Raw genomic sequence first — 7,421 nt, 5'->3', positions numbered from 1 at the left:
ATGTAGGGTCACCGGGCGGTCCGAGTCCAGTGCGCATCCTGGTGGCCGGCATCGGCAACATCTTCCTCGGCGACGACGGGTTCGGCTCCGAGGTAGTTCGGCATGTCCAAGTCCGACAGGACGATTCGGCCGTGCGGGCCGTCGACTATGGCATCGGGGGCATGCACTTGGCCTATGACCTGCTGGACGGCTGGGATGCGCTGGTGCTCGTCGACGCGGTGCCCAACCGAGGTAGCCCGGGGGCTCTGCACATCTTCGAGGCCGACCATGAATCACACACGGCCACCGGCGCTTTGGACACCCACAGCATGGATCCCGCCGCAGTGTTCGAGAGCCTGACGGCGCTCGGCGGCACACCGCCCTATACGGTCGTCATCGGCTGCGAGGTCGGCAGCGTCGACGACGGCATCGGTCTCACCGAGGCCGTCGCGGGTGCGGTGCCACGGGCCGTCGACGCCGTCGCGCAAGTCATCGCGGGCCTGCGGACTCGATCGCCGGCGACGTCGGCGCAAAGGCGGGGCTGACCGATGTGTCTGGGCATACCGGGCCAAGTGGTAAGCATGCTGGATGGTTACGAAGGGCAACTCGCACTGGTCGACGTCGCCGGAAAACAACGCAACGTCAATGTCGGCATGTTGCCGGAGGAGACGTTTGCCCCCGGCGACTGGGTGATCATTCACATGGGTTTCGTTGTCGAGAAGACCGACCGGGCCGGCGCCGAGCAGGCGATGACCGGTCTGGAGCTGATGGGCCGGGGCCGCGACGATGCCTGAGACGCTGGTGCACATCGATGACGTCCGGAAACGGTTCACCGTGACCGGCGTCGTTCAGGGGGTGGGGTTCCGTCCGTTCGTCCACCGGATCGCCACCGACCTGGGACTGACCGGATTTGTCGGCAACAATTCGGGCGCGGTCTTCCTCGAAGTGCAGGGACCCGGCGCCCGCATTGACGAATTCCGTCGCCGGCTGAGCGCCGAAATGCCACCGCTGGCATCGATCAGTGCCGTCCACGTCGCCGACGTCGACGCTGACGGGGGCTGCGACAGTGGGTTTCGCATCGTGGAAAGCCAACCGGCCGCCGGTGCCGCCACCCCGATCCCACCCGATATCGCCGTCTGCGACGACTGCATCGCCGAGCTGTTCGACCCGAGCGATCGTCGCTACCGGCACCCCTTCGTGACGTGCACCAACTGCGGTCCGCGGTTCACCATCATTCGAGCCCTGCCCTACGACCGGCCGGCCACCACCATGTCGGCGTTCGCGATGTGCGAACGCTGCGCCGCCGAATACCACGACCCGGCCGACCGCCGCTTCCACGCGCAGCCGATCGCCTGCCCGGACTGCGGCCCGTCGCTGTGGTTCGACGCACGCACCGAACGGGTCGCCGGATCCGATGCCGCGCTGGGCGCCGCCCAGCAGGCGCTGGCCGCGGGTGCCGTGGTCGCGATCAAGGGCGTCGGCGGCTATCACCTGGCTTGCCGGGTCGACGACCAGGCGGCGGTGGTTGCGCTGCGGACCCGTAAAGCGCGGGGCGCCAAGCCGTTCGCCGTCCTAGTGCGAGATCTCGACATCGCACGTCGCTATACACACATCGACGACGCCGAAGCCGCGGTGCTCTGCAGTCCCGCTCGACCGATCGTGCTGTTGCGGCGTCGCCGCGACGCCCCGCTCGCCGACGCCGTCGCGCCCGGCAGCCCACTGCTCGGGCTGATGCTGCCGTACTCGCCGATCCACCACCTGCTGCTCGCACCGGTCCCGGGTGCCCCAGCGCCAGGACCCCAGGCCCTGGTGCTGACCAGCGCGAACCGCTCCGATGATCCCATCTGCTTTACCGACGACGATGCGGCACAGAGGCTTCGGCCCTTGTGCGACGCGGTGCTCGACCACGACCGCCCGATCCATGTGCCCTGTGACGACTCGGTGGTGCGGGTGGTGGACGATCGCGAACTGCCGATCCGGCGGTCCCGCGGCTATGCGCCGCTGCCCATTGACCTCGGCCGCGACGGCCCGCCGGTGCTGGCGGTGGGCGGCGAACTGAAGAACACCTTCTGCCTCACCGACGGTGCCCGCGCCTACCTTTCCGGCCACATCGGTGACATGGCGACATGGGAAACCCTGCGGGCGTTCGAACGCGCGGTGGGCCAACTCAGTGAAATCCGGCACCAGCCGGTGCGATTGGCCGCCGACCTGCACCCGGGCTATCACACCCGCAGTTGGGCGGAGCGCCGTGCCGGTACTCGGCCACTGGATCTGATTCAGCACCACCACGCGCACGTGGTGTCGCTGCTGGCCGAGCACGGACGTCTCGGTGAACCCGTGATCGGGGTTTCCTTTGACGGCACCGGCTACGGCTGCGACCACACCATCTGGGGCGGGGAGATTCTCAAGCTCGGAACGGACAGCCACACGTTCGTCCGGGCCGGCCACCTGATGCCGGTACCACTGCCGGGCGGTGATGCGGCCGTGCGCAATCCATGGCGCATGGCGCTGTCTCAGTTGTGGACGGCCGGTATCGACTGGACAACGGATTTACCTCCGGTGAGCGCGGCGACGCCGGCCGAACTACGGCTCACCCGTTCACAATTGGAATCCGGCACCGGGTGTGTGCCGTGTTCCAGCATGGGGCGGCTGTTCGACGCTGTCGCCTCCCTGCTGGGGGTGCGGCAGCGGATCGACTACGAAGGCCAGGCCGCGATCGAGCTCGAGGCGCTCGCCGATTCTGTGGGCGAGACCGCGGGCCCGGAGCTGAAGCTGGCGGTTCGCGCCGACGGGGTGATCGACCCCGCCGGCATGCTGCGCGCGATGGTGTCGGCGCTGCGCGCAGGTGTGGAACCCGCGGTGCTGGCTGCCGAATTCCACCGCGCGGTGGCCGACGCCGTCGTCGAGGTGGTGGAGATGGTTGCCGGACCGGTGCGGTTAGTGGGCCTGACCGGCGGGGTGTTCCAGAATGTGGTGCTGTTGCGCGGGTGCCGACAACGCTTGCAGCAGGCGGGATTCGACGTGCTAACCCATCACGTGGTGCCACCCAACGACGGCGGGCTGGCGCTGGGTCAGGCCGCGATTTCGGTGTTGACCGCAATGGCTGAGTTGCGATGACCACCACTGCGATCGATCGCGGGCTCGGCGCCGAACTGGCCGCCGATCTGGCCGCGGCCGCCTTCACACTGGCCAAGCGGTTCGCGGCGGGCGCGACGATGTGGTCGATCGCGCCGTCGTGGGAGCCGCATGCACTGCACATCGCGGTCGAGTTCGTGCACCCGGTGATCATGGGAAAGCGGGCACTGCCGGCCGTCGCCCTGACCGGATCGAACCTGATCGACCTGGTGCGGGTATCGGTCCGGCCCGGCGACATCGTGATCGGGGTTGGCGGCGCCGATGACGCGCAGGTGTGTTCGGTGATGCGCCGCGGTTTAGCTTGGGGCGCCACCACAATCTGGATCGGCAGCGGTGACCGACCCACGGCGGGTGCGGCCGATCACGTGCTGTGGCTCGACGACCCCGACCCGCGTGTCCCGGCAACGGGTGGCTTCGTGCTGTTCTATCACCTGTTGTGGGAGCTGACCCACGTGTGTTTTGAGCACTCGGGATTGCTCAAACCCGCATCTGCTGCGGAGGTTTGCCTCACGTGCAGTGACGAGGGACGCCTGGGCGAGGTGGTGGCGCCGTCGACCGGTGGGATCGCCGCGGTGCGGACCGCGCGCGGCATAGAAAGCGTGGCCACGGCGCTGATCGACCCGGTCGACGCGGGTGAGCTGGTGCTGGTGCACGCCGGGACCGCGATCAGCCGCATCGAAGAGGGAGAGGCAGATTCGTGAGCGAAGAACCCACCAATTTCCTGTATCCGTTCATCGATGCACAGCAGGACGACCCGCAATCGCTGCTTGCCGATCTCGCCGCGTCAGCGCAGGCGAAGGCCGCCGAGAGTGTGGCGCTGCGGCGCACCACACTGGAAGCCAACGCCGACCTGCTGGATCGGGCTGCTACCGAGATGGCACGCCGGTTCGCAGCCGGCGGACGGATATTCACCTTCGGAAACGGCGGCAGCTGCACCGATTCCACCACGTTGGCCGCATTGTTCTCCCGCCCGCCGGCCGGAAAGCCGCTACCCGCGTGGTCGTTGACCGCCGATCCGGCGATACTGACCGCGCTGGGCAACGACGTCGGTTTCGAGCTGGTGTTCGCCCGCCAGTTGATCGCCCGTGCAAACGCCGGTGACATCGCGATTGCGATGTCCACCAGCGGTAATTCGCCCAACCTGCTGGCCGCGCTGGGTGAGGCGCGCCGGCGCGGCCTGTACACGGTCGGTTTCGCCGGATACGACGGCGGCGCCTTCGCAGACAACCCAAACGTGGACGCCTGCTTCATCGTTAGATCGCAAAGCGTGCACCGAATTCAGGAATCCCAAGCGCTGCTGGGCTATCAACTGTGGTCGGCCACCCAGCAACGGTCCGACGAGCAAGGTGTGGGGGCCGCATGAACAGCGCCTGCGACGATACAGAGCGAAGCGATGGGGAGGAGCGGCGAATAAACACAGCAGCTGGGGACTACCTGTCGTCGGGGCCGCAGTTCGCCGAAGGCGAGGTGATCGAGCGGATCGAAGTGTTTCGCAGGCGCCGTCCTCGCTTACTCGACGACCATGTCACCCTGGCGCACGGCGCGGGCGGAAAGGCTTCCGCCGCGCTCGTCGACGCGGTGTTCATGGAGGCCTTCCGCAATCCACTGCTGGAGTCACTCGGCGACGGCGCGGTGATCACGCTGCCCGGCGGTGAGCGCCTGGCGATGTCCACCGATTCATTCGTGGTGCAGCCCAGGCGTTTTCCCGGCGGCTCCATCGGCGAGCTCGCGGTGCACGGCACCTGCAACGACGTCGCGATGTCCGGCGCGGTCCCGTGTTGGATCTCGGCGGCGTTTGTGCTGGAGGAGGGTTTTCCGATCGCCGAGCTGAAGGAGATCGTCGCCGACATGGCGGCCGCCGCCGCCGACGCGGGCGTGCAGATCGTCACCGGGGACACCAAGGTGGTGCCCAGGGGTGCCGCCGACGGCATGTTCGTCACCACCACCGGGGTCGGTGTCGTTCCTTCGGGCCGCACACTTTCGCCCGCCTCGGTACGCGCTGGCGACAAGGTGCTCTTCTCGGGCTCGATGGGCGATCACGGCATGGCGGTGATGCTGGCCCGGGGTGATCTGGCCATCGAGGCCGACATCCATTCCGACACCGCGTCGCTCAGCCCGCTGGTGGAATTACTGATGGCGGCGGCGCCCTCCACCCGCTGGCTACGCGACGCGACCCGGGGCGGGGTCGGGACCGTCTGCAACGAATTGGCCCAGGCCTGCGGACTCGGAGTGCTCTTGGACGAGGATCGACTGCCCGTGGCGCCCATGGTGAATGGCGCGTGCGAGCTGCTCGGCATCGATCCGCTCTACGTCGCCAACGAGGGTAAATTCGTCGCGGTCGTCCCGCCCGAGGAGGCCGACGCCGGGCTGGCGGCGCTGCGCTCGCATCCGCTGGGCGTCGACGCTGCCGAGGTCGGCGAAATCGTCACCGAACCGGCCGAAAGCGTGGTGTTGCGCACCGGGTTCGGTGGCACCCGGATCGTCGACATGCTGGTTGGCGACCCGCTGCCGCGGATCTGCTGACGAAGAGGAGGCGTTGACTCTGCGCTGATGGCGCACCCTTCTCGCACTTTTGCGCACTGGGCGCAGAGTCAACGCAACGAAAGGAGGAGACCGCACATGTGTCTTGGGATTCCGGGACGGATCGTTGAGATCACCGATCCGGCAAACTATTTGGCGAAGGTTGACGTCAGCGGTGTGCAGCGCACGATCAGCGTGCGGTTGCTGGAGGGCGACATGCCCGAGCCCGACGACTGGGTGCTGGTCCACGTCGGGTTCGCGATGGCCAAGATCGACGAGACCGAGGCGTTGCTGACCCTGGCCGCAGTCAAGAAGCTCGGCGAGGCCTATACCACCGAAATCGAAGCCTTCGACTCGTCGGCGATCGTGTAAGGGCGGCGACGATGCGGGCCGGTAACGGCACGAGGGAGTCGGGCACATCAAACCTAAGGGGAAAGCCATGAAATTCGTCGACGAATTCCGCGATCCGGCGGCTGCCCGCAAGCTGCTGGCCGCCATCGAACACCTGGCGGGTAGCGGGTCCGACCACTTCAAGTTCATGGAGGTGTGCGGCGGGCACACGCACACCATCTACCGGCACGGCATCGAACACCTGCTGCCCGACAACGTCGAGCTGGTGCACGGCCCGGGGTGCCCGGTCTGCGTCATCCCGATGGGCCGCATCGACGACGCGATGTGGCTGGCCAGCCAACCCGACGTGATCTTCACCTGTTTCGGCGACATGATGCGGGTGCCCGGTTCGGCCGGCAGCCTGCTGGACGCCAAGGCGCGCGGCGCCGACGTGCGGTTCGTCTACTCCCCCTTGGACGCGCTGAAAATCGCTGTCGACAACCCCGACAAACACGTGGTGTTCTTCGCCATCGGCTTCGAGACCACGGCCCCCTCGACCGCGGTGACGCTGGTTCGCGCCCGCGACCTTGGCCTGCGAAATTTCAGCGTGTTCTGCAACCACGTCACCATCGTGCCGCCGATCAAGGCCATCCTGGAATCACCGGATCTGCGGCTGTCCGGCTTCATCGGCCCCGGACATGTCTCGACGGTCGTGGGTAACCGGCCGTACCGGTTCGTGCCCGAGGTCTACTCAAAGCCGTTGGTGGTGGCTGGATTCGAGCCATTGGATATTCTGGCTGCGGTCACCATGCTGCTGCGTCAGATCCGTGAGGGCCGCTGCGAAGTGGAGAATCAGTACAAGCGCGTCGTCCCCGAAAACGGCAACCCGGCCGCATTGGCGTTGATGGGCAAGGTATTTGCGCTGCGCCCACACTTCGAATGGCGTGGGCTGGGATTCATTTCGCAAAGCGCACTGCGGCTGCACGACGATTTCGCCGAGTTGGACGCCGAACTGCGGTTCGCGATGCCCGGCGTGCGGGTCGCCGACCCCAAGGCATGCCAGTGCGGCGAGGTACTCAAAGGTGTGCTCAAGCCCTGGGAATGCAAGGTTTTCGGTACCGCCTGCACGCCGGAGACGCCGATCGGCACCTGCATGGTGTCACCCGAGGGAGCGTGTGCGGCCTATTACAACTTCGGCCGGATGCACCGCGACGCGGTCAAGCTGGTGGGCCGCACGTGACCGTCAACGCCGAGCTCGACACTGCCGGTGTCGAGATGTTCGCGCGCTACGCCCATGCTCCCAACGCACTGGGCTACTGCGGCCCCCCGCTCGGCGCCACCTTGCGCGACGGCTCGGTCGAGGCTGTGCGGCTGGCTGCGACGCAGTTTTCCGGCGCCTGGCCGTATTTGCGGGTGCTGTCGCGGCTGACGGGCATCGCCGATCCGCTGGATTACCG

9 protein-coding genes are annotated in these 7,421 nt (G+C 67.2%); all 9 read left to right on the top strand.

Annotated features, from left to right (window positions below; genetic code table 11):
- Positions 1 to 29: 29 nt before the first annotated feature.
- Positions 30 to 524 carry a hydrogenase maturation protease gene (locus AC2VOG_RS15500; protein ID WP_486940761.1) on the top strand — a complete coding sequence of 165 codons (495 nt, stop codon included), beginning with the start codon at positions 30 to 32 and terminating at the stop codon, positions 522 to 524.
- Positions 525 to 527: 3 nt separating this feature from the next.
- Positions 528 to 773 (top strand): HypC/HybG/HupF family hydrogenase formation chaperone, encoded by a 246-nt coding sequence (locus AC2VOG_RS15495; RefSeq protein ID WP_486940758.1) that lies wholly within the window; start codon positions 528 to 530, stop codon positions 771 to 773.
- Positions 766 to 3,096 (top strand): carbamoyltransferase HypF, encoded by a 2,331-nt coding sequence (hypF, locus tag AC2VOG_RS15490; RefSeq protein ID WP_486940757.1) that lies wholly within the window; start codon positions 766 to 768, stop codon positions 3,094 to 3,096. Before AC2VOG_RS15495 ends, hypF begins: the two co-directional genes overlap by 8 nt.
- Positions 3,093 to 3,815, top strand: a complete 723-nt coding sequence (locus AC2VOG_RS15485) for a HypC/HybG/HupF family hydrogenase formation chaperone (RefSeq protein ID WP_486940756.1) — start codon at positions 3,093 to 3,095, stop codon at positions 3,813 to 3,815. The genes hypF and AC2VOG_RS15485 overlap by 4 nt, the downstream gene beginning before the upstream one ends.
- Complete coding sequence (locus tag AC2VOG_RS15480) at positions 3,812 to 4,477, top strand: D-sedoheptulose-7-phosphate isomerase (RefSeq protein ID WP_486940755.1); 666 nt, start codon at positions 3,812 to 3,814, stop codon at positions 4,475 to 4,477. Before AC2VOG_RS15485 ends, AC2VOG_RS15480 begins: the two co-directional genes overlap by 4 nt.
- Positions 4,478 to 4,524: 47 nt before the next feature.
- Positions 4,525 to 5,637: a hydrogenase expression/formation protein HypE gene (hypE, locus tag AC2VOG_RS15475; protein WP_486940760.1), complete on the top strand. Its 1,113-nt coding sequence runs from the start codon at positions 4,525 to 4,527 to the stop codon at positions 5,635 to 5,637.
- 96 nt (positions 5,638 to 5,733) lie between these two features.
- The gene (locus AC2VOG_RS15470) at positions 5,734 to 6,006 is read left to right on the top strand and encodes a HypC/HybG/HupF family hydrogenase formation chaperone (protein ID WP_486940754.1); all 273 of its coding nucleotides are present in this window, start codon (positions 5,734 to 5,736) and stop codon (positions 6,004 to 6,006) included.
- 67 nt (positions 6,007 to 6,073) lie between these two features.
- Positions 6,074 to 7,204 carry a hydrogenase formation protein HypD gene (gene hypD / locus AC2VOG_RS15465; RefSeq protein WP_486940753.1) on the top strand — a complete coding sequence of 377 codons (1,131 nt, stop codon included), beginning with the start codon at positions 6,074 to 6,076 and terminating at the stop codon, positions 7,202 to 7,204.
- Positions 7,205 to 7,239: 35 nt separating this feature from the next.
- The coding region (locus AC2VOG_RS15460) for a DUF6390 family protein (protein ID WP_486940759.1) at positions 7,240 to 7,421 on the top strand (182 nt) is incomplete at its 3' end.

It is taken from the genome of Mycobacterium sp. TH-M11 (genome assembly GCF_057473725.1).
Note: the sequence above shows the minus strand (reverse complement) of the source record. Positions and strands in the feature narration are given on the sequence as shown.

What these genes read in the sequence shown, in the direction of transcription:
- AC2VOG_RS15495 (WP_486940758.1), top strand. Translation starts at nt 528, where the DNA reads ATGTGTCTGGGCATACCGGGCCAAGTGGTAAGCATGCTGGATGGTTAC.
- hypF (WP_486940757.1), top strand. Translation starts at nt 766, where the DNA reads ATGCCTGAGACGCTGGTGCACATCGATGACGTCCGGAAACGGTTCACC.
- AC2VOG_RS15485 (WP_486940756.1), top strand. Translation starts at nt 3,093, where the DNA reads ATGACCACCACTGCGATCGATCGCGGGCTCGGCGCCGAACTGGCCGCC.
- AC2VOG_RS15470 (WP_486940754.1), top strand. Translation starts at nt 5,734, where the DNA reads ATGTGTCTTGGGATTCCGGGACGGATCGTTGAGATCACCGATCCGGCA.
- hypD (WP_486940753.1), top strand. Translation starts at nt 6,074, where the DNA reads ATGAAATTCGTCGACGAATTCCGCGATCCGGCGGCTGCCCGCAAGCTG.